A 24,747-nucleotide genomic window follows, 5' to 3' on the forward strand; every position below is an offset into this window, starting at 1 on the left:
TGCACGGCGCAAGCGGAGCGTACCGATCCGGCACACGCAATAGATGAAGTATTGTAAGTCTCGGGTAAGGTTTACCTGCGATACTGTGGAGAGATTCACTGGCTTATATTAGAGAATTATTGGGGTCGCGCTGATGATATCCACCTATCTTGGTTATTCGGTCGCGACCAGGAATATGGCGACGACGCTCAATCAGGTAGCGTCCCAGTCGCAGAACAAGCGTCAGATCGACTACTACAATGCCAATATTGGCAAGGTAACCAATGTCGATGACTTCATGGGCGACTATCAGCTTTATAGCTATGCGATGGAAGCTTACGGCCTGTCGGACATGACCTATGCCAAGGCCTTTATGAAACAGGTGCTGACCAGCGACCTCAGCGATTCCACCAGTTTTGCCAACAAGCTGACCGATCCGCGCTACAAGGAATTCGCCGCTGCGTTCAATTTTGGCACGGGCAGCTCCTCGACCGCGCAATCCAGCACCCAGGAAGACGATTTGATCGGCCTTTACAATCAGTCCTTTACGACTGAGGCAACGAATGCGCAGACCGAAACGACCTATTTCAGCCAGAATATCAGCAGCGTTAAGACCGTCGACGACCTCCTGGGCAACAGCCGCCTCAAAAATTACGTGCTGCAGGCCTATGGTCTCGATCCAACCTATACGTCGAGTTCATTCCTGAAGCAGATGCTGACGAGCGATCTCAGCGATCCCGACAGCTTCGTCAATCAGAACGGCAGCGCCACCGACAAGGCGCTCGTCGCGGAGTTCAATTTCAACGCCGATGGAACGGTGAAGACGTCGACGGCAGACGCCGATACGACCTACTACGAAAACCATATCAGCACGATCACGTCCGTCAGCCAGCTCACGGCCGATCCCAAGCTGTTCAACTACGTCAAAACCGCCTTCGACATTCCGGCCTATATCACCGCGACCCAATTCAACGCTGCCGCCAAGGATACAGGTGTTGCGGCGGCGAAGGGCTTGACCGATGTCATGGCGCAATTCAATTTCCAGAGTGATGGCACCGTCGCGAGTGGCTCGCAAGCACAGACATCGGATCAGATCAGCACCACAACGGCCGCCTACGCGACAAATTATAAGGGCGGCCCGCAGACGCTCGGCCAGATGGCCGATGTCATGAGCGCTTACAATTCCGCGGTTCCTTCGTACACGACCGATGTCGGCGCCGCCGACAACGACCTTTATTACAAGGAGCATATCGGCTCTATCACCACCGTCGACGAGCTGACGTCGGACACCCGCCTGTTCGACTATATCAAGACGGCCTATGGGATCGACGCGGATACGCCCGCCGTCGTGCTTAAGAATGCTTTCTCGAGTTCTTCCACCGCGGCCATCTTCGGCCTCACCGATGTCGTCTCGCAGTTCAATTTCCAGTCGGACGGCACACTGGCCTCGGGCGATCAGGCGCAATCCCAGACGGCGATCGATGCCGCCTCAACGGCCTATATGAAGAACTACCAGACGTCGCAGACGTCCTTGACCACCAAAGCCGTCAGCAACTACCAGACGCGCATCGCCGCGGTGAAGACCATCGACGATTTCTTCGCCACCAATGCCACGGCCGATAGCGATACCAGCAACGACAGTCTTCCCGAGCTCTACCAGATGGCGATGCGCGCTTATGGCATCAGCCCGGACGAGATGACGAAGACGCAGATGAAGAAGATCCTCGAGAGCGATCCCTACGATCCGAAGAGCTATGTCAATTCGCTCAAGGACACGCGCTTCACCAATCTCGCCAAGGCCTTCAACTTCGACAGCGACGGCAAGCTGAAGCCGCCGGTCCAGGCTCTGTCGCAGACGCAGATCAACAGCTATGTCTCCGAATATTCCAGCCGCAGCAGGATCGGGCTGACGGGCGCTCAGCTGACCAAGGCCACCAGCGATGCCAAGGATGCCGCCACCTATTTCGCGACCAATATCGTCAAGGTCACCAGCGTCACCGACCTTCTTGCCGACAGCAAGCTAACCGATTTCATCCTGACGGCCAACGGTATCGATCCGAAGACGGTCGACACCGCGACGCTGAAAAAAGCTTTCGCCTCTGATCCGAGCGATTCGAAGAGCTTCATCAACACGGATGATGGCGCGCAGTTCAAGAACATCGTCAATGCTTTCAATTTCGACACGGACGGGAATCTGACCAACACGAAATTGGGGACCGCGCAAAATCAGGGCACGATTGCCGAGACGAACGACCTCTTTCTGCATCAGACCCTCGAGGATCAGGAGGGAGAAACCAATACGGGCGTGCAACTGGCGCTTTACTTCCAGCGCAAGGCACCGAGTATCAATTCCATCTACGATATCATGGGCGATACCGCGCTCTATCAGGTCATCACCACGACCTACAGCCTGCCGAGCTCGATGTCCTCGATGGATGTCGACACCCAGGCCAAGCTGCTTGCCAAATTCGTCGACGTCAGCGATCTGCAGGATCCGACCAAGGTCAACAAGCTCCTGCAGCGATTCTCGGCGATGTACGACCTGGCCAACAACACCACCTCGTCGACATCGCCCGCACTCTCGATCCTCCAGGCATCCAGCTCTTCAAGCGTCGGCATCAGCGGCGATACACTGTTGTCGATCGCGCAGCTTTCTTCGTCCAAGTAATCAATTTCCCTAGGGATCACGACCCACACCGGCCGCTTTTCCGCGCCGCGCGGCGGTCGTCTGTGCGCCTGTTGCCGCCGTGCCGCTATGGGTCGCTCCCTTGCGCCGGGGATGCGGAATAAGTGCATTCTACGACGATCAGAAGGAACTTATTAACCGTCTTTGCCCTATTCGATTGGAGAAGCCATCGGCAATATCAATGACTGGGTTGCAGGTCTCATGCGTCTTTCCCGAACGAACATTTCGAATGCTGCAAATGGCTCCCAGCCTGACGGCGAGCTTGACCCGGAACAGGTCGCGGAAGAAGCCCGCCGTGCCGAGCAGATCGCTGCTCGCCGCGCATTCCTGGAAGAAAAAATCCGCACCGTCCGCGAAGCCAAGCGTCAGGCCGAAGAGCGTCGCCGCGCCGAAGAGCGGCGGATTGCCGAAGAGGCACGTCTGCGAATCGCCGCCGCGCCGAAGCCGGTCGTGGAGGCTCTGCAGGCGAACACCGTGGCGGCCAGCGGCCCGATCATGCCCGTCACGCCGCAGGGCATCTCGGCTGAGGAGCTTGCCTCGCCCGGCTGGCAGAATGCCTTTCTGATGGGGCCGAACGTCCGTTTCACCCGCACGCGGGAGAACGAGATCGTCAGCCGGCGCGCGCCGTCGGAGGCCGTGCCTGTCCTCGTGCCGCCGGCCGCGCAGCATGCCGCGATGCGGGTCATGGAGCCGCCGGTGGTCGAATCACCGGCTCCGGTTATCGCTCGCCCGGCGGAGCCGTCGGTCGAATTCGATCTGCCGCCATGGGAGGGCGTGCCGTTTGCGGCCGAAACCTACCAGCCCGCCGTAATTCAGAACTCTCCGGCGACTGCGCCGGACGCATTGGAGATGACTGTCATCGCTACCGCATTTTATAAGGCTCCCGCGACCGCGCTGGATGCTTCGCCGTTATTGCCGAACATTGCAGAATTCGTTGCCGCGCCTATCGTTGAGTCGCGGCTCGCCCATCTCTCCGATTTTGCCTTCTGGGACGCCATGCCCTTCGAAGGAGAATTCGTGTCCGCCATCAAGGGTACGCTGGCCCAGCCGGTGCTCGTTCCCGAGATCCAGGCCGAGGTCGAATCGATCGTCGCGAAATTCCGCGTCGTCGAGTGCCGTCGCCCGTCGCCGGTCGTTGCCACGCCGCAGGAGGCCCTGGTCGTGCCGGTTGTCGCAGCCGTTGCTCCTGTCGAATCCCAGCCGACCCCGGTCAATACGTTCGTCATGGATGAGCTTGCTGCGTTGGAGGCCATGGCGCTGACGCCTGTCGTGCCGGCAGCGATCGAAGTGGTCGCTCCCGTTGCCGTGAAGCCGGAAATGATCGAGCCGGCTGGCTTTGTGCCTCCCGCTTTCGTCACGGCTGTCTTTGCCAATGAGGCCGAGGTTGTTGCGGCGCCGAAGGCCGCCCCAGCCAAGCCGGCTCCGGTCATGGTCGTCGCTCCGATGCCGGTCAAGGCATCCGTGCCGCCGGTGGTGGCCCCCGTTGTCGAAGCAGCGCCCATCATTCCCGCCGTCGAGGCCGCCAAGCAGCGCCTGATCGATCCGCCGCCGTCGCAGATCACGCCGCGCAGGCCGAACGCCATGACCCCGCCGGAATGGCGGCCGATCGCGCGTAGCGGCGAGGGCGAATATGAATTGCCGCCGCGCGAGCTGCTGCAGGAGCCCGTCGCCCGACCCGGCGTGATCATGACGCAGGAAACGCTGGAACAGAATGCCGGTCTGCTGGAAAGCGTGCTCGAGGACTTCGGCGTCAAGGGCGAGATCATTCATGTCCGCCCAGGCCCGGTGGTCACGCTTTACGAATTCGAACCGGCCCCTGGCGTCAAATCCTCGCGCGTCATCAATCTCGCCGACGATATCGCCCGCTCGATGTCGGCACTGTCGGCCCGCGTCGCCGTCGTCCCCGGCCGCAACGTCATCGGCATCGAACTGCCGAACGTCATTCGCGAGACCGTCTATTTCCGCGAGATGATCGAATCCGCGGATTTCGAGAAGAGCGGCTACAAGCTGGCGCTCGGCCTCGGCAAGACGATCGGCGGTGAGCCCGTCATCGCCGAACTCGCCAAGATGCCGCATCTGCTGGTTGCCGGTACCACCGGATCGGGCAAATCCGTCGCCATCAACACGATGATCCTGTCGCTGCTCTACCGGATGACGCCGGAACAGTGCCGCCTGATCATGGTCGATCCGAAGATGCTCGAACTTTCCGTCTATGACGGCATCCCGCATCTGCTGACCCCCGTCGTCACCGATCCCAAGAAGGCCGTCATGGCGCTGAAATGGGCGGTGCGCGAGATGGAGGACCGTTATCGCAAGATGTCCCGCCTCGGCGTCCGCAACATCGACGGCTACAATAGCCGCGTCGCTCTGGCCCGCGAAAAGGGCGAGACGATCCACGTCCTGGTCCAGACCGGCTTCGACAAGGGCACTGGTGCTCCGATCGAGGAGAGCCAGGAAATGGACTTGACGCCGATGCCTTACATCGTCGTCATCGTCGACGAGATGGCCGACCTGATGATGGTCGCCGGCAAGGAAATCGAAGGAGCGATCCAGCGTCTGGCGCAGATGGCCCGCGCCGCTGGCATCCACTTGATCATGGCGACGCAGCGTCCGTCCGTCGACGTTATCACCGGCACGATCAAGGCAAACTTCCCGACGCGCATCTCCTTCCAGGTGACGTCGAAGATCGACAGCCGCACTATCCTCGGCGAGCAGGGCGCCGAACAGCTCCTCGGCCAGGGCGACATGCTGCACATGGCCGGTGGCGGCCGCATCTCCCGCGTCCACGGTCCCTTCGTCTCGGATGAAGAGGTCGAAAAGGTCGTGGCGCATCTGAAGACGCAGGGCCGTCCGGAATATCTCGACACCGTCACCGCCGACGAGGACGAGGAAGAAGACGAAGAGGACACCGCAGTTTTCGACAAGGGCGCGATTGCCTCCGAAGACGGCGACGATCTCTACGAACAGGCGATCAAGGTCGTCATGCGCGACAAGAAGTGCTCCACCTCCTACATCCAGCGCCGCCTCGGCATCGGCTACAACCGCGCCGCCTCGCTCGTCGAACGCATGGAAAAGGACGGCCTCGTCGGCCCGGCAAACCATGTCGGCAAGCGCGAGATCATTTCGGGCAACCGGAATGGTGGCGGGCAGGCAGCGCAGCCGAGCAATGAGGATTTTGATTGAGCGTGTTGCTATGAATTGAGCGATGGCTGTCGTTCGTCGGAACAGCCGTTGGTCTCCACCCGCCCTCGTCCTTCGAGGCCCATCTCGGCTCACGCCTCGAAGGGCACCTCAGGATGAGGGCTGATCTTCCTGCCCAGTCGGAATAGCGTCGTTCTTCTTACCGCTTCCGCAGTCCATATGCCTGATCCTGCAGCCCGTCCGCCCTCATCCTGAGGTGCAAAGCCCATCGGGCGTAGCCTCGAAGGACGAGGGTCGGCCCCGAGCTTGCTTCTTACACCCGCAAAACCTTCCCCGGATTCATAACCCCCGCCGGGTCAAACGCCGTCTTTATCCGCCGCATCAGGTCCATCTCGATATCCGAGCGGATCGACGCCAGTTCGTCGCGCTTCAATTGGCCGATGCCGTGCTCGGCGGAAATCGAGCCGCCATGCTTCAGCACCAAGCCGTGCACGATCTTGTTCATGTCGTGCCAGCGGCCGATGAAGTCTTCCTTGTCGGCGCCGACGGGCTGGGAGATGTTGTAGTGGATATTGCCGTCGCCCATATGGCCGAAGGCGCAGATGCGGGCACCGGGCAGGGCCGCCATCACAGCCGTCTCTGCCTCGGCCATGAATGGTGGGATCCGCGCGACCGGCACGGAAACATCGTGCTTGATCGAGCCGCCCTCGGGCTTCTGCGCATCCGACATGCTCTCGCGCATGTGCCACAGCGCCTTCTGCTGCGCCTCGGAGCTGCCGATGGTCGCGTCCTGGATCAGGCCTGCCTCATAACCCTCTTCCAGCAGTGTCGTCATCATCCGCTCGGCGGTCTCGGCCGAATCCGAGGTGGAGACGTCGATCAGCACGTACCAGGGATGCACCGTTTCCAGCGGATCGCGAACGCCGGGAATGTTGCGCACGGTGAATTCAACGCCGATGCGCGGCATCAGTTCGAAGCCGGTCAGCGCTGTGCCGCAGAGGCCGGATGCGTTCTTGAACAGGGTCAGCGCATCGTCGACCGACTGGATGCCGGCAAAGGCCACTTGATGACCAAGCGGCTGCGGGAAAAGCTTCAGAACCGCGCCGGTGATGACGCCGAGCGTGCCTTCGGCGCCGATGAAGAGATCGCGCAGGTCGTAGCCGGTATTGTCCTTCTTCAGGCGGCGCAGCCCGTTCCAGATTTCGCCGGTCGGCAGCACCACTTCGAGGCCGAGGCAGAGCTGGCGCATATTGCCATAGGCGAGAACGGCAGTGCCGCCGGCATTGGTGGAAAGGTTGCCGGCAATGCGGCACGAGCCTTCCGAGCCGAGCGTCAGCGGAAACATGCGGCTATGCTCCGCCGCCGCCTTATGCACGTCGGCGAGGATGCAGCCGCCATCGACGACCATCGTATTGCCGACCGGATCGACATCGCGGATGCGGTTCATGCGCTCCAGCGACAGGAGGATGTCGGAGCCGCCCTCGCGTGGCGTCTGGCCGCCGACAAGGCCGGTATTGCCGGTCTGCGGCACGATCGCCGTGCTCGTCTCGCTGGCAAGCTTCAGGATCGCTGAGACTTCTTCCACAGAGCCGGGCTTGAGCAGCATCGGCGATGCGCCATGATAGAGCCCGCGGTTTTCGACCAGATGCGGGGCGAGATCCACTGCCTCCCGCAACGCATGCTTTTCGCCGACGATGGCGGCGAAGCGATCGAGAAGGGCGGAGGAGGGGGCGGCGCTGCTCATGGCGTGTCCTTTACCGAATGGCGTGTGGTCGGATTTACTCTCTCGGCGCGGCCGCGCGTTGCAGCCTGTCGTTGATGGCCTCGCCGAGGCCCTCGTCCGGAATGTTGGAAAAAGCGATGGTCGCAGCGCCGCTGGCATCGGCGCGCTTCATGAAGTCGAAAAGATTGGCGGCGGCCTCGGCAAGATCGCCGGACGGGCTGAGGTCGAGCACGACCGCTGCCGTCTCGATGCCGGCAATATCGGGCCTGCCGAAGCGGATCAGCGCTTCGCCTGAGGAAACGGCGGTGGCGTCGAGTCGCACCGCGGCACCCGGCGCATAATGCGAGGCCAGCATCCCCGGCGCTTCGATGGCCGCCGACGCGCCATTCTTGCGTTTCAACAATTGACCCGCGATCCGCTCGATCTCGTCGGCCGCCAGCCCACCGGGCCTGAGCAGGCGCATCTCGCCGTCCTCGACCTTGACGATGGTCGACTCGACACCGACGACCGAAGCTCCGGCATCGAGGATCAGCGAGATCCGCTCGCCGAGATCGTCATGGACATGATCGGCGCTGGTGGCGCTGATCTTGCCGGAGGTATTGGCGCTGGGAGCGGCAAGCGGCCGTCCGAAAGCGCGGATTAGCTCGCCGGCAAAGCCTTGGGGTATCCGGATGCCGACCGTATCGAGCCCGGCAGTCGCCAGCGGATGAATGTCGCTCTCCGGACGCAGCGGCAATACCAGCGTCAGCGGACCGGGCCAGAAGGCTTCCGCCAGCTTACGCGAGATGGGATCGAAGATCGCATAGCGCTCGGCCATGGCGAGGTCGCTCATATGGCAAATCAGCGGATTGAAGCGCGGCCGGCCCTTGGTCTCGTAGATGCGGGTGATGGCGGCGGGGTTGGTGGCGTCGGCGGCAAGCCCGTAAACCGTCTCGGTCGGCAGCCCGATTGGCAGACCTTCGGCGAGAGTTGCCGTTGCCGCCGCTATTGCCGCCTCTGGATGCTGGAGAATATCTATATGTCGCGCCATGGCCTGACCGATTGCCGTTCAGGCCGTTCTTATGCTTTTCAAGTTTGGGGATCAATGATCAAAGCTGGCGAATGATGTCGCGGAGCTGTTCGTTGCGCGCGCCGAGCAGCAGCACATTGCGGACGGCGATCTGGGGATCATGGGTGTGGAAGAGCACGCCGTTGCCGCGCACGTCGCGATTGATCGTCAGCTTCTTCTTTGAAACGTCCTCATCCGGCCTTATGGCGACGGCGAAATACATCCGCGAATATTTCAGGCTGATGTCTTCGAAGAAATTGTCATTCTGGCCGAGGCGGGCGAAGAAATTGGCGATGTAGAAGGCCCAGCTCACCTCTTCGTACTGCGCGAATTGCGTCCGCGCCGCCGTGACGTGGCAATAGCCGAGATGCGGCGTATCCCTGAGCGTGTGATGGAAGATCAGTTTGGGAAAGCGGATCGACTGGTGAAAGCTGTTGAGCCGGCCATGGGTCGTTTCGCCCGCACTCCTGAGCTTGTTCGCCGTGCGTTCGGCCACTTCCTCGAAGGTGAGGTAACGTCGCTCCTCGGCGAGCCAATGCGTCTTGTCGCGGTTGATGCGGCCGGTGCGCAGGAATTCCGTATATCCGGGTGCCGGCAGCGTCGGCTCCGGGTCGGCGGGTTTCTTGGCATCGAAATATCTGAGCTTTGCCATGCCGGCTCGCCATGGAGGTCTGAATACCACATGATAGATTGCCTAGCTTGAGCCGGGCTGAAGCGCGTGCCTTTGTCGGCGGATTGTTGAAGAGGGAAAGAACCATGCCTGGCATTACCGACCTCAAGCAGCTGCTTGCCGGCATGAAGCCTGATCTCGTCGAGGGTGAGCTCGTCTATTGCAGCGTGCCCGCCTCGTCGCTGGCGGATTACATCCATATGAATCCGGTTGGACTGTTTCAGGAAAGGGAGGGTGTGACGCTGATCTTGCCGGTCGAGGCGGCTCGACAAGCGGGGCTCCCGGCCGAGTCGGTGATGCGGATGATCACCCTCGAAATCCACTCCTCGCTGGAGGCCGTGGGTCTCACGGCTGCCTTTGCGACGGCGCTCGGAAACGAGGGGATCAGCGCCAATGTCGTTGCCGGTTATTACCATGATCATATCTTCGTGCCGGCGGCCGATGCCGCGCGTGCAATGGCGGCGCTACAGGCGCTTTCGGCTGGGCAACGCCCAGTTTGAGGTGTGCTCGCAAACGGCTTTGTCGCAATTAAGACAAAGCGTCACCGTTGCTGTGCTGTCCGAGTAGAAAACGATGCTGCTCGTGGACGCATAAGGATTTGAATTGTCTTCCGATATTTTGATTCCGCCGTCTCCGTGAAACTCTTCTTTGGTCTGTCGTCAATTTCGAAGCGGATGTCGCATTGCAGCAGAGCGGCGAGAAGGGCGCGGATTATGATGGTATCAATCTCAAGGTGCCGCCCGCTAGGGGGGCGGAGAATTGGGAAGCCGGTCGAAATCCGGCGCTGCCCCCGCAACGGTGGTGGAGTAAGGCATGGCGAATGAAGCCACTGGGCAGAGATAGCCTGGGAAGGTGCCATGGGGTCCTCTAAGGGGACCGCTCCAGAGCCCGGAAACCAGCCTTGGGGAGACTGATTTACTGACCGCGGCGGGCGGTCGGGACATTGCGTTGCGGTCGTTCGCGGCCGATCGTGCATGTCCTCTGCCTGCTGATCGCTACCGCGCAAGGATAGGCAAATGGACATCAGCAGCAACGTTTTGCGGCAATTGAAGAACCGCCGTGAGGGCTTCAGCCTGGAGCAGCCCTTTTATACCGATCAGGATTATTTCAAGCTCGATATGGAAATGATCTATTATCGCGACTGGCTGTTCATCGGCCATGATTGCGAAGTACCGCGCGCCGGCAATTATTTCACCGTCCAGATCGGCGACTATCCCGTCGTCATCGTTCGTGGTCGCGATCAGGTCATCCGCGCCTTCCACAATAGCTGTCGCCATCGCGGCTCGCGCGTCTGCACGTCCGAGCGCGGTTCTTCGGCAAAGCTGGTCTGCCCCTATCATCAGTGGACCTACGAACTGAACGGGAGCCTGCTCTTTGCCCGCCATATGCCGGAGGATTTCGACAAGAGCGAGTTCTCGCTGAAGCCGGTCCATTGCGAAAGCGTTGGCGGCTATATCTTCATCTGCCTTGCGGATCAGGCGCCGGACTTCGCGCCGTTCCGCGCCATGGTCGAGCCCTATCTCGTCCGCCACCGCCTCGGCGAGACCAAGGTCGCCTTCGAAAGCACGATCATCGAGAAGGGCAACTGGAAGCTCGTCTGGGAAAACAATCGCGAATGCTATCATTGCGCGGCCAACCATCCCGAACTCTGCCGCACCTATCCGGAAGCGCCGAGCGCGACCGGCGTGCAGGGCGCCAAGGACGATCCGGTGATTTCGGCGCACTGGGCGAAGTGCGAGGCGGCAGACCTTCCAAGCGAATTCCGCATGTCGCCGTCCGGCCAGTTCCGCGCCGCACGCATGCCGCTCATCCAGGATGCCGAGAGCTACACCATGTCGGGCGCGCGCGCCGTGCAGCGGCCGCTCTCCAACGACGTGCTGGAAAGCCATATAGGCACCTTGCTGCTCTTCCACTATCCGACGACATGGAACCATGTGCTTGCCGACCATGCGATCACCTTCCGTGTGCTGCCGCTCGGCCCCGAACAAACGCAGGTCACGACCAAGTGGCTCGTCAACAAGGACGCGGTCGAAGGGGTCGACTATAACATCGACGAACTCACCCACGTCTGGACCGAGACCAACGATCAGGACCGCCGGATCGTCGAGGAAAATGCCTTCGGCATCCGCTCGCCCGCCTACCAGCCCGGACCCTATTCGCCGGAAGATGAAGGCGGCGTGATGCAGTTCGTCGAATGGTACGCGAATTTCATGATCAACCGGCTGCAGGGCGATCAAGCCAAGCTGTCGGCGGTTGCCTGAGTTATGAACATGACCGTCTCCCTCCGCCATCAGCACCTGGACCAGATGAAGCCCTGGAGCGACAGGCAGCATCTGCTCGAATGCCTTTCGGCAACGCCGGAAGCACCCGATGTGATGACTTTCACCTTCCGCTCCGACAAGGATAACTGGTTCCGCTATCTGCCGGGCCAGTTCGTCACCCTGGAGCTGCCAGCGGCTGCGGAGCCGGTCATGCGTACCTATACGCTGTCCTCGACCCCGTCGCGCCCGCTCTCGATCGCCATTACCGTCAAGGCGCAGAAGGACAGCATCGGCACGCGCTGGATGTTCGAGAACCTGAAGCCCGGCATGCGTGTCAAGGCTTTCGGTCCGCTTGGCGATTTCAGCCATGTCCGTCATCCCGGCGAGAAATATCTCTTCGTTTCCGCCGGCTCCGGCGTCACGCCGATGATGGCGATGACGCGCTACATGTCCGATACCGCGCCGCTGTCCGACATCACCTTCATCAATTGCTCGCGCAGCCCCGCCGACATCATCTTCCGCTCGGAGCTGGAATATCTCGCCCGCTTCATGCCGAACCTCGATCTCGGCTTCATTGTCGAAGGCTGCGGCCGCACCGATCTCTGGTCGGGGCTGAAGGGCCGTATCGACAAGGCGAAGATCGGGTTGCTGGCGCCCGATTTCATGGACCGCACGATCTTCTGCTGCGGCCCGGAAGTCTTCATGGACGCCGTCCGTTCCATGCTGGTAGCCCACGGCTTCGACATGACGCGCTACCATCAGGAAAGCTTCCAGCCAGCGCAGGCGGCAACGCCGCTGGCCGAAGTCAGCGATGACGCCTCCACGGAAGCGGCGACGTCGATCAGCTTCACCATGGCCGGCAAGGATGTTCCCTGTGCGCCCGGCCAGACGATCCTGCAAGCCGCGCGCGGCGCCGGCGTGCGTATCGGTGCGGCCTGCGAGTCGGGTCTCTGTGGCACCTGCCGGGTGATGAAGCTCTCGGGCGAGGTCGAGATGAGCCACAATGGCGGTATTCTCGACGACGAGATCGAGGAAGGCTACATCCTGGCTTGCTGTTCGCGTCCGAAGACGGATGTTCAGATCGAAGCCTAAAGCAATTCCAGGAAAAGTGCGCAGCGGTTTTCCGTCCGGAATTGTGTCAAAAAACTGGATAGAGCGGTGAAGCGATTCTATGAAGCGCTGAACCGCTCTAGAAATCCTGGTAGTTCAGCTCGTTGACCTCGACCGGTGTCTTTTGCTGGGTCGAGGCGGTGACGACCGGGTCGATCATCAATGATACGAGCGTCTGCAACGGCTCGACACAGCGCGGCGCCTCGGCGATCATCATGTCGGGCGCCGGCATCGGCTTGGCGGGCAGGAGATCGCCCTGCGGCCAGACCTTGGCCAGTTGCAGCTTGGTCATCGGCACGACATTGACGTCGATGTCCTTCAGGGTCCCCGGTACCCGGTAGGGGCAGCTCTTGTCCGAACAATTGTCGGAGGAGGCGAATTGCCAGAGGGCATAAGTGTCCCAGTTGCCGAGCGGGAAAGTGCCCTTCAGGTCGGATTTGTAGCGCGCATACCATAGCGGCAGCCGCGCCAGGATCGGATAATCCTGGCGGTGGTCGGCGATGTATTGAGCGGTGTTGTGGTTGGTATAGAGGATCGGATAGCGCCCGGTCCTCACCTTAATATGGCCGACGAAGACTTGCGCGTCGGAGAGCGACATATACCGCAGGACGTCCAGGCCCTCGATATCGAGCACCATCAGTTCGTCCGGTTTCGGATCGGCGTAATCGAGAAAATGATTGGCCTGATCGACCGGATTGCCCGGCCGCCCGAGATGATAGGCACCCCATAGCAGCCCATTCATTTTCGCCAGCATACGCCGTGTCTGATAGAGCTCGCGGCTGACCGCATATTTGCGCCACATGGTCTTGCAGTGCGCGAAGGTGTCGCCGGCATGGTCGCCGGTGCAGCTGAAGCTCTCGGGCAGGCCGTCGGAAGCCTTGGAGATGAAGGCGGAGATGCGCTTGTCCTGCAGGAGCTGCTCCCAGTCGATGGTGTTCAGCTCGTAGGCATCGATGATGAGAGCGTTCTGCGGATCGGTCCAGGGTTGGCTTTCACCGGCCGCAAGCCTGGAGGCCAGTCCCAGCAACGCCAGGACCATCAGGAGACTGCAAATCAGAGGGTGAGTCTGCCGGTATCCCTTCATGAATTGAGGGTAAGGATGAGTGGTTAATCCCGGGTTAAGAATGAGATCGCTATAAATTTACCGTGGAGTCTGTGCATAAGGCCTTAAATAGGTGCATATTTAAGGTTGGACTAAATGTCCGCGCGACTTGTGGATGCGCAGAGCAGTAAGGGGGGCTGTCCCCGATACTTAACATTGTTTGCTTGAGCACAAGACAAGCCAGGGAATGGAGAAGTAAATGCTTGGTTTCCGTGCGAGAATTGCGACTATCGCTCTTTCGGCCGCCGTGGCTCTGACGAGCTTCACGCCGTCCTTCGCAATGCAGATGCCTGCCGCACCCGTTGTTGCGGCGGACAAGGCCGCGCCTGCCGGCGTCGAGCGGGTTCAATGGCGCGAGTATGGTGGTGGTTACGGTGGCGGCTATTATCGTCGTGGCTACTATCGTGAGGGTTGGTATGGCGGTCATCGTGGCTACCGGGACTATCGTCGCGGTTATCGCTATCACGAGGGCTACTGGTTCCCGCTGGCCGCATTCGGTGCCGGCGCCCTGATCGGCGGGGCGATCGCCAGCCAGCCGCGCTATGCGGCTCCGCCGCGCGCTGCCGGCGTCAATCCGCGCCATGTTGACTGGTGCTACGCGCGCTATCGGTCTTATCGGTCTTACGACAACACGTTCCAGCCCAATAATGGCCCGCGCCGGCAGTGCTACTCGCCCTATTTCTGAGCGAGAGATCAGGATCTGTCGAAACAAGCCGCCCGGTGATCCACCGGGCGGTTTTTTCTTGGCCGATTGTCGGTGTCAGAGAATGTTGACCCGCTTCAGCAGCCACCAGGCGAGCAGCATGGAGGCGATGATCAGGACAACGGCATATTCCGTGCCGGCGCCACCGCCTGAAAACGGCAGGCTCGACGTGTTCATGCCGAAAAAGCCGGTCACCAGCGTCGGCGGCAACAGCAGCGCCGTCATGATCGACAGGATGTAGAGGTGGCGGTTAATCTCGGAGGAGAGCTTCGAGTCGATTTCTTCATGCAGCAGGCGCGCACGCTCCTGAAGCGCATAGACGTCATGGTCGACCGATTCCAGCCGCCCGGTCAGCCGACCCGCGACGTCCTCGAAGCCGAGCGGCATCTCCTCATCGTCGGAGGCTGCTGCCCGCCGCATCAGCGTCAGCACCGTGCGCAGATGCCGATGCAGCCGCACGATTGTCCGGCGCACCGGCGCCAGACGCCGCCGTTCGTCGCGGGGCGCATTGTCATAGACGAAATCCTCGATGAGGTTCAGCTCCTCGGTAATCTCGATGACCAGCGAGATCAGCGTGCGCTGGAACTCGACGACCAGCAGTTCGAAGAGGTCGATCGGATTTGTGAATTTCGCGGCATTCTTCTCCACAGCCATGCGTACCCGTTCGACGCTGCGCAGTGGCTGCAGCCGGGTGGTGATGAGGAAGCGGTCGGTGAACACGAAATGCAGCCAGCCGATGTCGCTCGTCTCCTGATCGAAGTCGCGCTGGAAATCGACCAGCGTGCCGAACAGCATCTGCTCGTCGACGGTGATCGTCGGATGGGTCTCATGCGTGGTCAGCGCCATGCGGGCGGGCTCGTTCAGCCCGGGGACCTCTTCGAGAAATGCGGCGACACGGGCGTCCACAAGGTTCAGGTGCAGCCAGACGAAACCTTCGCCGTCGAACAATCCCGTGCGCTGCATGTCCTCGGATAGCCGTTCGGCCTTACCCGCGCCGGGAGGGAAGCGGTAGGCCCAGACAAAACCCGGGATCCTGTTGGCTGTCGTGATCGTGTTCATGGCCGGAGGTTTCGCATTATCAAGAGAGTTGCCATAGTCATTGTTCATGACGATTGTTTATGCAAGTGCGGATGGCAGGGGGACAATCGCGCGGAATGGCGAAAATACCGCGGCTTTTGTCGGCCGGGACGGTCGGGTAGTTCGAAATTCTTCCCGTCGGCCGGAGCTGGAGACATCAGTTCGAGCCGGTCGCAATTTTGATCTAACATCCATTTCCTAAAATTGACGCTTACGTAAAAATCAATTAGCTATAGACAACAAGCGGCCGATGATCTGGGTGAGGTAGACTGTCGGCATCATCACTGCGGAGGAAAACACCATGTACAAGGCGCCTGTCGAAGAAATCGCATTCACGCTGAAGCATGTCACCGGCATGGGGCAGGCGATGAAGGAGGGGCGTCTCGGCGACCTGAGCGGCGATGTCCTTGATGCCATCCTGACCGAAGCCGGCCGTTTCGCCGGCGATGAGATGGAGCCACTGGCCGAGATCGGCGACCGGCAGGGCGCCAGGCTTGTCGATGGCAAGGTGGTGTTGCCCGATGGCTGGGAAAAACTCTATCGCGACTGGATCGCTGGCGGCTGGAACGGGCTGACCGCGCCGGAAGAATATGGCGGGCAGGGCCTGCCGCACATGCTGAATGTCGCGACGCTGGAAATGTGGAATTCCGCCTCCATGGCCTTCGGTCTCGCGCCGACGCTGACGATGGGCGCCGTCGAGGCGCTGGTTGCCCATGGCAGCGCAGACCTCAAGAGCAAATATCTTGCCAAGCTGGTGACCGGCGAATGGGCCGGCACCATGAACCTGACAGAGCCACATGCCGGTTCCGATGTCGGCGCGCTGCGCACCCGGGCCGATCGCCACAACGATGGCACCTATCGCCTCTTCGGCCAGAAGATCTTCATCACCTGGGGCGACCACGAGGCAGCCGAGAACATCATCCATTTCGTACTCGCCCGCATTCCGGATGCGCCGGCCGGCACGCGTGGCATTTCGCTGTTCCTCGTGCCGAAATTCCTCGTCAACGACGATGGCTCGCTCGGTGCGCGGAACGACTATTTCGCCCATTCGCTGGAACACAAGCTCGGCATCCACGGCTCGCCGACCTGCACGATGATCTATGGCGACGGCAAATACGGGGATGAGAGAGGCGCGGTTGCGTGGCTCGTTGGCGAGGAGAACAAGGGCCTCGCCTGCATGTTCACCATGATGAACAATGCGCGCCTTGCCGTTGGCATTCAGGGCGTGGCGATTGCCGAGGCCGCGACGCAGAAGGCCATCGCCTACGCAAAAGAGCGCACGCAGGGCAGGGCGCCCGGCACGACGGCTTTCGGCATGAGCCCAATCATCGAACATCCCGACATCGCCCGCATGCTGTTGACGATGAAGGCGCTGACGCAGGGTTCGCGCGCCATCTGCTATGCCTGCGCCGAGGCGATCGACATGTCGCACCGCGATGCGGACAAGGCGCGCTATTGGCAGGAGCGTGCAGCGCTGCTGACGCCGATCGCCAAATCCTTTTCCACCGATGCCGGTGTCGACGTCGCCTCGCTCGGCATCCAGGTGCATGGCGGCATGGGCTTCATCGAGGAGACCGGTGCCGCCCGCCTGCTGCGCGACGCCCGCATCGCGCCAATCTATGAAGGCACCAACGGCATCCAGGCGATCGACCTCGTCACGCGCAAGCTAACCGTTGCAAACGGCGACCATGTGCGGGGCTTCATCACCGAATTGCGCGCGACCGCCGATGCCGTCGCCAAATCCAATCTCGACGGTTTCGGCGAGACGGCCGACCGGCTCAATGCCGCCATCACCGATCTGGAGACGGCGAGTGAATGGCTGTTGGCACAGCAGGCGGCCGGTCATGTGGCCGAGGCTTTGGCGGGGGCTACGCCCTATCAGCGGCTCTTCGGCCTGGTGCTAACCGGCTGCTATCTCGCCAAGGGCGGCCTGGTGGATATCGCGGATGGCGACAGTGAAAAGCGCATCGCGCTCTGCCGCTTCGCCGCCGAAAACATGCTTGCCGAAACTGCAGCACTCACCGATCGCGTCGTGACCGGCGCGTCCAGCCTTGAAGCCGCACGCATCGCTCTTGCCTGAGGACAAACATTTGACCGACCATATCCTGATCCAGCGCCCCGAGACTGCACCGCATGTGCAGGTCATCCGCTTCAATCGGCCGGAAAAGAAAAACGCGATTACCCGCGTCATGTATCAGACGATGACGGACGCGTTGCGGGCGGCGAATGAGGATCCGGATATCCGCGTTATCGCCTTTCTCGGCACAGAAGGCTGCTTCTCCGCCGGCAACGACATGGGCGATTTCCTGGCCTTCGCCATGGGCGGCAGCATGGGCCGTGAAGTACTGGATTTCCTGGGCGCGCTCGCCGCTGCAAAAAAGCCCATCGTCTCCGGTGTCGACGGCCTGGCGATCGGCATCGGCACGACCATCCATATGCATTGCGACCTGACGATTGCCTCCGACCGCAGCCTATTCAAGACGCCCTTCGTCGATCTTGCCCTCGTGCCGGAAGCCGCCTCCAGCCTGCTCGCTCCGCGCCTGATGGGTCACCAGCGCGCCTTTGCCCTGCTTGCGCTCGGCGAAGGTTTTTCGGCCGCGGATGCAAAGGATGCAGGTCTGATCTGGAAAGTGACGACGCCGCAGGCGCTGGAGGCCGAAACCCTGTCGCTCGCCACCAAGCTCGCTGCCAAACCGCCCGAGGCGCTGCGGATCGCCCGCGACCTGATCCGAGGTTCGACAGCCGACGTTCTCGCCCGCATCGACGAGGAAGCGACGCTCTTTGCGGCACAGCTGAAGAGCGCGGAAGCCAGGGCGGCGTTTGAGGCGTTTATGAAAAGGTGAGGCGAAGCCTCACTTCTCCAGCGCCACCACCACCTCGACATGCGAGGTCCAGAGAAACTGGTCGATCGGGGTTACCTTCGTGATCCGATAGCCGGCCTCCGTCAGGATGGCGAGGTCGCGCGCCAGTGTCAGCGGATTGCAGGAGACGGCGACGATCTTTTTGACGACCGAGCGAGCCAATTCCTTGGTCTGGAATTCCGCGCCGGCGCGTGGCGGGTCGAAGATGACGGCGTCGTAGTTCTTCAGCTCCTGTGCCATCAGCGGCCGGCGGAAGAGGTCGCGGCGTTCGATCGAGACCGGCTTCAGCCCTTGCGTGTTGCGGGCGGCGTGGTCGAGGGCTGCCAAGGCCTTTTCCTCGCTTTCGACGGCGTGGACGCGGCCGATGCGGGCCAGGCGCAGCGAGAAGGTGCCGCTGCCGGCGAAGAGGTCGGCAATGCGTTTCGCCTTGCCGATATGGGTGGCGACCAGCTCGACCATCGCCTCTTCGGCGGCCTTGGTGGCCTGGGTGAAGGCGCCCGATGGCGGTGAAATCTGCACGCCGCTGAAATCGATCACCGGCTTCGTCGGCTCGACCAGGACTTCGCCATTCAGCGAGACGCGGCCGACGCCGCGAAGGGCAAGCACGGTCTCGATGGCGCTGCGCCGGTGCTTGTCGGAGAGGCCCTTGATGCCGTCAACGGCAAGGTCGAGGCCGGTGCGCGTTTCGAGCACCGAAATGCGGAATGCCTCGGCATTGATGGCAAGCGCCGCGCCGACCGCCCTGATCGCCGGTAGCTGCGCCATGATGCCGGGCGACGCGATGGGACATTCCTCGATGGCGACGATGTGGTGGCTTTCGGCCTGATTGAAGCCGATCAGCATGTCCTTCTCGGTCTTGCGCGCCGCAAAGACGACACGCCGGCGCTCGCCGGGATGGGCTGCGATGAGCTCATCGACCTCGGGCGTCAGCCCCTTGGAGCGCAGCGCGTCGATCACCAGCTGGCGCTTGAAGGCGCGGTAGGGCGCGTCGGCATAATGCTGCAAGGTGCAGCCGCCGCAGGTGCCGTTGACCCCATCCGGGCCGAAGTGCCGACAGTGCGGCTCCTGACGGTCGGGCGAGGCGGATGCAATCGACATGAGCGTGCCCTCGCTCTTCACTCGGGCAATGGCGACGGTCTCGCCGGGGAGCGCGAAGGGTACGTAGATCGGTCCGTCCGCGCCTTGCGCAATGCCGTCGCCCTGGGCGCCGAGCTTCTGGATGGTGACGGTTTCGGTGCTCATGGCTTGATCCCTGCAAGAAGAAATTCGTTATTGCCATCGCCGCCAGCGATCGGCGAGGGGATAAGGCCGAGGCTGCGCCAGCCCATATCCTCGACAAGCCAGCGCTCCAGCTCCGCCGCAACGGCCGGAGCAGAGGAGGGATCCTTCAGGAGGCCAGCCTTGCCGACAGCATCGCGCCCGGCCTCGAACTGCGGCTTCACCAGCAGAGCCGCGCGCGCGCCGGGCTCGGCCAGCTCAAGCGCCGGTGCCACCGCGAGCTTCAACGAGATGAAGGAAACGTCGGAAACGAGGAAGGTGAAGGGCTTGCCGACATCTTCAGCCGTCAGGTTACGGGCGTTCAGCCCCTCCATACAGGTCACGCGCGGATCTGCCGATATGCGCGGATGCATCTGCCCATGGCCAACGTCGATCGAGGTGACGTGCTCGGCACCCCGCAGCAGCAGCACCTCGGTAAAGCCGCCGGTTGATGCGCCGACGTCTAGACAGTGATGTCCCTTGGGGTCGAGCTCGAAATGATCGAGCGCTGCCACCAGTTTCAGCGCCGCGCGCGAGACGTAATCCTGCGCTGGATCGTCGATGGCGATTTCGACATCTTCGGTAAACAGCGAGCCCGGCTTGGTCACCACCGTGCCGCCGACCTTCACGGTGCCGCGTTGAATGGCGTCGCGCGCCCGCGATCGGCTGGCGAAAAGCGAGAGGGCGACAAGAAGTTGGTCTAGACGTTGTGGTTCGGACATGGGCAGTCCATGCAGGGCAATGGGCGAGGTTGCAAGCGTTTTATGCTGATGGCGGCAAATGTAGACGTAGACGCTATACTGATCCTCGATATGGCGCCGTGAAATAGGGTTTCCGTTTCGTCTCTCGCATCCTGCAAAATTAAATGAATTTAAAGCCGCAACGTCTAACTATGCTTGTGATTGCGATTGTCCGTTTCGGAAATGATCGCCTGCCATGACGGCTTTGCGCTTTTTGCGCCCAATCATGCCTCTTCCCTGAATTTTCGAGCATCCGGCCGCGTGCTTCTCCGTGGGGTCGTCGATGTTCGCGAGGACCGGCGCTCAAGGAGGCGCTCGCCCATGTTTGCGAAGAACCTTTCTTTGAATGGCAAGCTCGCCATCACCTTTGCCGCCCTTATCGCCATTTTCGCGGGCGTTTCCGCCTTGGTCTATGCCAAGGAAGAGGTGTCCGCCGGCGCTTCCGTCGAAAAGGCCCGTTCGCAGCAACTCGTCAGTTTGGTCGATGATTCCCTGCAAGCCCTGCTGGAGCAGGCGGTCAATCTGCGCGGCTTCCTGCTGCTGCGCAGCGACAGCACCTATGGCGGCATCTTCGAAAATCGCGATCGTATGGTGAAGAGCATCGATGCGGCCAAGGCGGCAGCAGCGGATGCGCCGGACCTGTTGCAGTCCATCGACAATATGCAGAAAGCCGCCGACCTCTATTTCCATCAGCTTGCCGAGCCACAGTCGAAGGCCCGCAAGGAAACCGAGATGCCGCTCGACCAGATCGTCAAGATCGGCCAGAACGAGACCAAGGGCCAGCTTGACGGCTTCCGCGAGGCCGCGGGCAAGATCAAGCAGGCGGCGCGCGCCAAGGCCAGTGAGCTGACGGCCACACAGGACGATGCCAATGCCGATTTGCGCCTGACGCTGATCGTTGGCAGCATCGTTGCGTCGCTGGCCGCCTTCGTTCTGGCCTGGCTGCTGGCCCGCACCATCGTGCACCCGATCGTCGGCATGACCGCCGCCATGGACCGGCTTGCCGGTGGCGAACACGATATCGACGTTCCGGCCGTGGGTCGTGGCGACGAAGTCGGCCGCATGGCCGGTGCCGTCCTTGTCTTCAAGGAAGCGGCAATCGAGAAGCTGCGTCTTGCCGGCGAGACGGAACGCATGCGCGGCGATGCCGAGCGCCAGCGCCAGATGACCGACGAACAGAAGGCGCACGAGGACAGTGAGATCCGCTTTGCCTTGGATGCCTTGGCTAGTGGACTTGCCGGACTTGCCGCCGGCGATATCGCCGCACGTCTCGATCGCGCCTTTGCGCCGCAGTTCGACAGCGTCCGCGCCGATTTCAACAATGCCGTCGAGAAGCTGGAAGCGGCCCTGCAGTCGGTCGGCAGCAACGCATCGGCGATCAATGCCGGCGCCGGCGAAATCCGCTCAGCCGCTGACGACCTTGCCCGCCGTACCGAACAGCAGGCCGCCGCTGTCGAAGAGACCGCCGCCGCCCTCGAAGAGGTGACGACGACGGTTCGCGATTCGGCCAAGCGCGCCGAAGATGTCGGCCATCTGGTCGAGCGCGCCCGCCTTGGCGCCGAAAAATCCGGAGACGTGGTGCGCAAGGCGGTTTCCGCCATGCAGCAGATCGAAAAGTCCTCGGGCGAGATCAGCAACATCATCAGCGTCATCGACGACATCGCCTTCCAGACCAACCTGCTGGCACTGAATGCCGGCGTCGAAGCTGCCCGCGCCGGGGATGCGGGCAAGGGTTTTGCCGTCGTCGCCCAGGAAGTGCGCGAGCTGGCGCAGCGTTCCGCCAACGCCGCCAAGGAGATCAAGGCGCTGATCACGACCTCGAGCGATCAGGTCAATACCGGCGTCTCCCTGGTTGGTGAGACCGGCAAGGCGCTGGAACTGATCGTTTCCGAAGTGCAGGAAATCAACCGCCACGTCGGCGCGATCGTCACGGCCACCCGCGAACAGTCGATCGGCCTGCAGGAGATCAACACCGCCGTCAACAACATGGACCAGGGCACGCAGCAAAATGCCGCCATGGTCGAGGAGCAGACGGCTGCCAGTCATTCGCTTGCCCGCGAGGCGGCGGCGCTGAATGACTTGTTGCATCAGTTCCGCTTGAGTGGCCGGCCAGCCGAAGTCAAGCGTCCGGTGGCCGCATCGACGCAGTCCAGGCCAACGGCTTCGCCAGCCCGCGCGCTCGGCCGCACCGTCGCCAAGGCTTTCGCAGGCAAGGCGACAGCAACAGCGGCCGCTCAGGATGAGTGGGAAGAGTTTTGACAACTAACACCTTCTCTCCGCCGGAGAGAAGGTGGGCGCGAACGATTGAGTGAAACGAAATCGTGAGAGACCGGATGAGGGGGACGCGGAGCGTGAGCGACGGGTGCCTTGAGCGGCAAGCGAAAGGCGGCTCCGAGTGTGCCGAGCCGCCCCTCATCCGCCCTATAGGGCACCTTCTCCCCGAGGGGAGAAGGAAAAAATTACCCAGCCGCCCCAACAATGCGGCTACGTCCCAGTGCCTTGAACACAGTCTGGACGATGCCGGCGCGGTCGAGGCCGGCCATAGCGTTCATGACCTCGGGCTTGGCCTGTTCCACCCAGATATCGGGCATGACCAACGTGCGGATCTTCAGGCCGTTGTCGAGCAGGCCCTCGCTGGCGAGGAACTGCATGACCTGACTACCGAAGCCGCCGACTGAGCCTTCCTCGATGGTGATCAGCACCTCATGGTGGCTGGCGAGCTGGCGGATGAGATCGTGGTCGAGCGGCTTGGCGAAACGGGCATCGGCAACCGTCGTCGGCAGGCCGGCAGCGTCGAGGTCCTCGGCGGCGGCCAGGCTGTCGGCGAGGCGCGTGCCGAAGGACAGCAGCGCCACTTTCGAGCCCTGCTTGACGATGCGGCCCTTGCCAATCTCGAGAATCTGGCCACGTTCCGGCATCTCGATGCCGACACCTTCGCCGCGCGGATAGCGGAAGGAGATCGGGCCGAGATCATAGGCCGCGGCCGTACGTACCATATGTTTCAGCTCCGACTCGTCGGCGGCCGCCATGACGACGAAGCCGGGCAGGGTGGCGAGAAAGGTCGTATCGAAAGAACCGGCATGGGTCGGCCCATCGGCGCCGACGAAACCGGCGCGGTCGATCGGGAAGCGGACCGGCAGGCCCTGGATCGCCACATCATGCACCACCTGGTCGTAGGCGCGCTGCAGGAAAGTCGAATAGAGCGCGGCAAAGGGCTTGAAGCCTTCGGCGGCAAGGCCGGCGGCAAAGGTCACCGCATGCTGCTCGGCAATGCCGACGTCGAAACAGCGCTTGGGGAAGATTTCCTGCAGCTTGTCGAGGCCGGTGCCGCTCGGCATGGCGGCGGTGATACCGACAATCTTGTCGTCGAACGTCGCTTCTTGAACCAGGGCGTCGGCAAAGACGCTGGTGTAGCTCGGCGCATTCGGCTTCACCTTGGCTTGCGCGCCGGTGATGACATCGAACTTGTTAACGCCGTGATACTTGTCCGCCGCCGCCTCGGCGGGGGCATAGCCCTTGCCCTTCTGCGTGACGACGTGGATCAGCACCGGACCCTGCGCATTGTCGCGGACATTGCGCAGGACGGGCAGCAGATGGTCGAAGGAATGACCGTCGATCGGGCCGATATGGTAGAAGCCCATCTCCTCGAACATCGTCCCGCCGGTGACATAGCCCCGCGCATGCTCGACGGCGCGGGTGATTGCCCGGTCGACATTCTTGCCGAGATAGGCGGTCAGCTTCTTGCCGAGATCGCGGAAGCCCATATAGGTGCGGCCAGAGGCAAGGCGTGCCAGATAGGCGCTCATCGCGCCCGTCGGCGGCGCGATCGACATGTCGTTGTCGTTGAGGATGACGATCAGTCGCGCGTCGAGCGCGCCGGCATTGTTGAGCGCTTCATAGGCCATGCCGGCCGACATTGCGCCATCGCCGATGACGGCAATGACGCGGCGGTCGGTCTTGTCGAGATCGGCGGCGACTGCCATGCCGAGACCGGCGGAAATCGACGTGGACGAATGGGCGGCACCGAAGGGATCGTATTCGCTCTCCGCCCGGCGGGTGAAGCCGGAAAGGCCACCCTCCTGGCGCAGCGTGCGGATGCGGTCGCGGCGGCCGGTCAGAATCTTGTGCGGATAACACTGATGACCGACGTCGAAGATCAGGCGGTCGTTCGGCGTGTCGAAGACATTGTGGATGGCGATGGTCAGTTCGACGACGCCGAGGCCGGCGCCGAGATGTCCGCCCGTGCGCGATACCGCATCAATCATCTCGTCGCGGACTTCGCGGGCGAGTTGCGGCAAATCCCGGTCCTCCAGCTTTCGCAGGTCGGAGGGATAATGGACCTGATCCAGCAGGGGCGTCTCTGGCATGTGTGTCAAGGCTGGAGCCTCT

Annotated in this window: 17 protein-coding genes and 1 riboswitch; of the genes, 9 read left to right on the forward strand and 8 right to left on the reverse strand. The window is 61.9% G+C overall.

Annotated elements, in window-relative coordinates; genetic code table 11:
- The first annotated feature begins 133 nt into the window (after positions 1-133).
- Positions 134-2,647 carry a DUF1217 domain-containing protein gene (locus AC1RO0_RS30705; protein WP_498596304.1) on the forward strand — a complete coding sequence of 838 codons (2,514 nt, stop codon included), beginning with the start codon at positions 134-136 and terminating at the stop codon, positions 2,645-2,647.
- A gap of 219 nt (positions 2,648-2,866) precedes the next feature.
- Positions 2,867-5,848: a DNA translocase FtsK gene (locus AC1RO0_RS30710; RefSeq protein ID WP_498596305.1), complete on the forward strand. Its 2,982-nt coding sequence runs from the start codon at positions 2,867-2,869 to the stop codon at positions 5,846-5,848.
- A 271-nt stretch (positions 5,849-6,119) separates the two neighbouring features.
- Here the strand turns inward: AC1RO0_RS30710 and AC1RO0_RS30715 are convergent, their stop codons facing one another.
- The 3 genes from AC1RO0_RS30715 to AC1RO0_RS30725 are packed head-to-tail and all read right to left on the reverse strand — an operon-like array spanning position 6,120 to position 9,229.
- Positions 6,120-7,550 carry an FAD-binding oxidoreductase gene (locus AC1RO0_RS30715; RefSeq protein ID WP_498596306.1) on the reverse strand — a complete coding sequence of 477 codons (1,431 nt, stop codon included), beginning with the start codon at positions 7,548-7,550 and terminating at the stop codon, positions 6,120-6,122.
- Between the two features lie 34 nt (positions 7,551-7,584).
- Complete coding sequence (locus AC1RO0_RS30720) at positions 7,585-8,559, reverse strand: L-threonylcarbamoyladenylate synthase (RefSeq protein ID WP_498596307.1); 975 nt, start codon at positions 8,557-8,559, stop codon at positions 7,585-7,587.
- Positions 8,560-8,617: 58 nt separating this feature from the next.
- Entirely contained in the window at positions 8,618-9,229 is a 612-nt protein-coding gene (locus tag AC1RO0_RS30725; protein ID WP_498596308.1) for a DUF6656 family protein, read from the reverse strand.
- Positions 9,230-9,333: 104 nt separating this feature from the next.
- On the opposite strand from AC1RO0_RS30725, the gene AC1RO0_RS30730 reads away from it, so the two are divergent.
- From AC1RO0_RS30730 to AC1RO0_RS30740, 3 genes are all read left to right on the forward strand, one after another.
- On the forward strand, positions 9,334-9,747 hold the full coding sequence (locus AC1RO0_RS30730) for an ACT domain-containing protein (protein ID WP_498596309.1): 414 nt from the start codon (positions 9,334-9,336) through the stop codon (positions 9,745-9,747).
- A 214-nt stretch (positions 9,748-9,961) separates the two neighbouring features.
- Positions 9,962-10,165: riboswitch (cobalamin riboswitch) on the forward strand.
- Positions 10,166-10,263: 98 nt separating this feature from the next.
- Entirely contained in the window at positions 10,264-11,508 is a 1,245-nt protein-coding gene (locus AC1RO0_RS30735) for an aromatic ring-hydroxylating oxygenase subunit alpha (RefSeq protein WP_498596310.1), read from the forward strand.
- A 3-nt stretch (positions 11,509-11,511) separates the two neighbouring features.
- Positions 11,512-12,600 (forward strand): FAD-binding oxidoreductase, encoded by a 1,089-nt coding sequence (locus tag AC1RO0_RS30740; RefSeq protein ID WP_498596311.1) that lies wholly within the window; start codon positions 11,512-11,514, stop codon positions 12,598-12,600.
- 97 nt (positions 12,601-12,697) lie between these two features.
- Here the strand turns inward: AC1RO0_RS30740 and AC1RO0_RS30745 are convergent, their stop codons facing one another.
- Positions 12,698-13,702 (reverse strand): glycoside hydrolase family 25 protein, encoded by a 1,005-nt coding sequence (locus AC1RO0_RS30745; protein ID WP_498596312.1) that lies wholly within the window; start codon positions 13,700-13,702, stop codon positions 12,698-12,700.
- Positions 13,703-13,919: 217 nt separating this feature from the next.
- Here AC1RO0_RS30745 and AC1RO0_RS30750 point away from each other — a divergent pair, with 217 nt between their 5' ends.
- Positions 13,920-14,405 carry a BA14K family protein gene (locus AC1RO0_RS30750; RefSeq protein WP_498596313.1) on the forward strand — a complete coding sequence of 162 codons (486 nt, stop codon included), beginning with the start codon at positions 13,920-13,922 and terminating at the stop codon, positions 14,403-14,405.
- Positions 14,406-14,480: 75 nt separating this feature from the next.
- On the opposite strand, the gene AC1RO0_RS30755 is transcribed toward AC1RO0_RS30750, so the two are convergent.
- Complete coding sequence (locus tag AC1RO0_RS30755; RefSeq protein ID WP_498596314.1) at positions 14,481-15,482, reverse strand: transporter; 1,002 nt, start codon at positions 15,480-15,482, stop codon at positions 14,481-14,483.
- Between the two features lie 319 nt (positions 15,483-15,801).
- Between AC1RO0_RS30755 and AC1RO0_RS30760 the strand changes: the two genes are divergently transcribed.
- Complete coding sequence (locus AC1RO0_RS30760) at positions 15,802-17,580, forward strand: acyl-CoA dehydrogenase family protein (RefSeq protein WP_498596315.1); 1,779 nt, start codon at positions 15,802-15,804, stop codon at positions 17,578-17,580.
- A 10-nt stretch (positions 17,581-17,590) separates the two neighbouring features.
- Entirely contained in the window at positions 17,591-18,343 is a 753-nt protein-coding gene (locus AC1RO0_RS30765; protein ID WP_498596316.1) for a crotonase/enoyl-CoA hydratase family protein, read from the forward strand.
- 9 nt (positions 18,344-18,352) lie between these two features.
- Here AC1RO0_RS30765 and AC1RO0_RS30770 read toward each other — a convergent pair whose 3' ends face one another.
- Positions 18,353-19,603 carry a class I SAM-dependent RNA methyltransferase gene (locus tag AC1RO0_RS30770; RefSeq protein ID WP_498596317.1) on the reverse strand — a complete coding sequence of 417 codons (1,251 nt, stop codon included), beginning with the start codon at positions 19,601-19,603 and terminating at the stop codon, positions 18,353-18,355.
- Positions 19,600-20,340 (reverse strand): TlyA family RNA methyltransferase, encoded by a 741-nt coding sequence (locus tag AC1RO0_RS30775; RefSeq protein ID WP_498596318.1) that lies wholly within the window; start codon positions 20,338-20,340, stop codon positions 19,600-19,602. The genes AC1RO0_RS30770 and AC1RO0_RS30775 overlap by 4 nt, the downstream gene beginning before the upstream one ends.
- 339 nt (positions 20,341-20,679) lie before the next feature.
- Here AC1RO0_RS30775 and AC1RO0_RS30780 point away from each other — a divergent pair, with 339 nt between their 5' ends.
- Positions 20,680-22,617, forward strand: a complete 1,938-nt coding sequence (locus tag AC1RO0_RS30780; protein WP_498596319.1) for a methyl-accepting chemotaxis protein — start codon at positions 20,680-20,682, stop codon at positions 22,615-22,617.
- A gap of 200 nt (positions 22,618-22,817) precedes the next feature.
- On the opposite strand, the gene dxs is transcribed toward AC1RO0_RS30780, so the two are convergent.
- The gene (gene dxs, locus AC1RO0_RS30785; RefSeq protein WP_498596320.1) at positions 22,818-24,734 is read right to left on the reverse strand and encodes a 1-deoxy-D-xylulose-5-phosphate synthase; all 1,917 of its coding nucleotides are present in this window, start codon (positions 24,732-24,734) and stop codon (positions 22,818-22,820) included.
- Positions 24,735-24,747 lie beyond the last annotated feature (13 nt).

The sequence above is a fragment of the Rhizobium sp. GW821-FHT14E12 genome (assembly GCF_058803745.1).